1 protein-coding gene is annotated in these 434 nt (G+C 56.5%); it reads right to left on the reverse strand.

Annotated elements, in window-relative coordinates; translation table 11 throughout:
* A partial coding sequence (locus CDV44_RS26985) for a winged helix-turn-helix domain-containing protein (protein WP_141118825.1) occupies positions 1-181 on the reverse strand: 181 nt, incomplete at its 3' end.
* Positions 182-434: the final 253 nt, after the last annotated feature.

The following is a 434-nucleotide window of genomic DNA, read 5'->3' on the forward strand; positions in this document are numbered from 1 at the left end:
CCTCTCGAGCCAGTTGAAACAACGCCTCGCGCACGGGCGTTCTTGACACGCCAAACCGTTCAGCAAGGTGTGCTTCCGTCAATCGCTGACCAGGCAGGAGCTTACCGTGCTCTACGAGATCTCTGATTGCGTCATATATCCTGTCGCGCAGTCGCTGTCCAACATCCTGTGAAGGTGCCATAACCGCCAGAAGCCAACATTCGATGGCGCTCAAAGGCGAAGAAAAGCGCCTTCCGCCCGAATCAGCCAGGTCTATCGGTGCGTCGCGAGATTGACCCGGTTCGTAGAAAGCTGCCCCCGGCAGTTCAGACTCGGATCAATCTCGCAAACGCTCTTTGCCTACTGCAACTCTCATGGTTTCGATCGTTTGGATACAAACACGCTGCAACAGTAGCGCTCGGTAGGAACGCTTCTGTTGCGCGTAGCCTGCGCCC

This window comes from Pandoraea sp. PE-S2R-1, from assembly GCF_002179865.1.
Classification (GTDB): Bacteria; Pseudomonadota; Gammaproteobacteria; order Burkholderiales; family Burkholderiaceae; genus Pandoraea.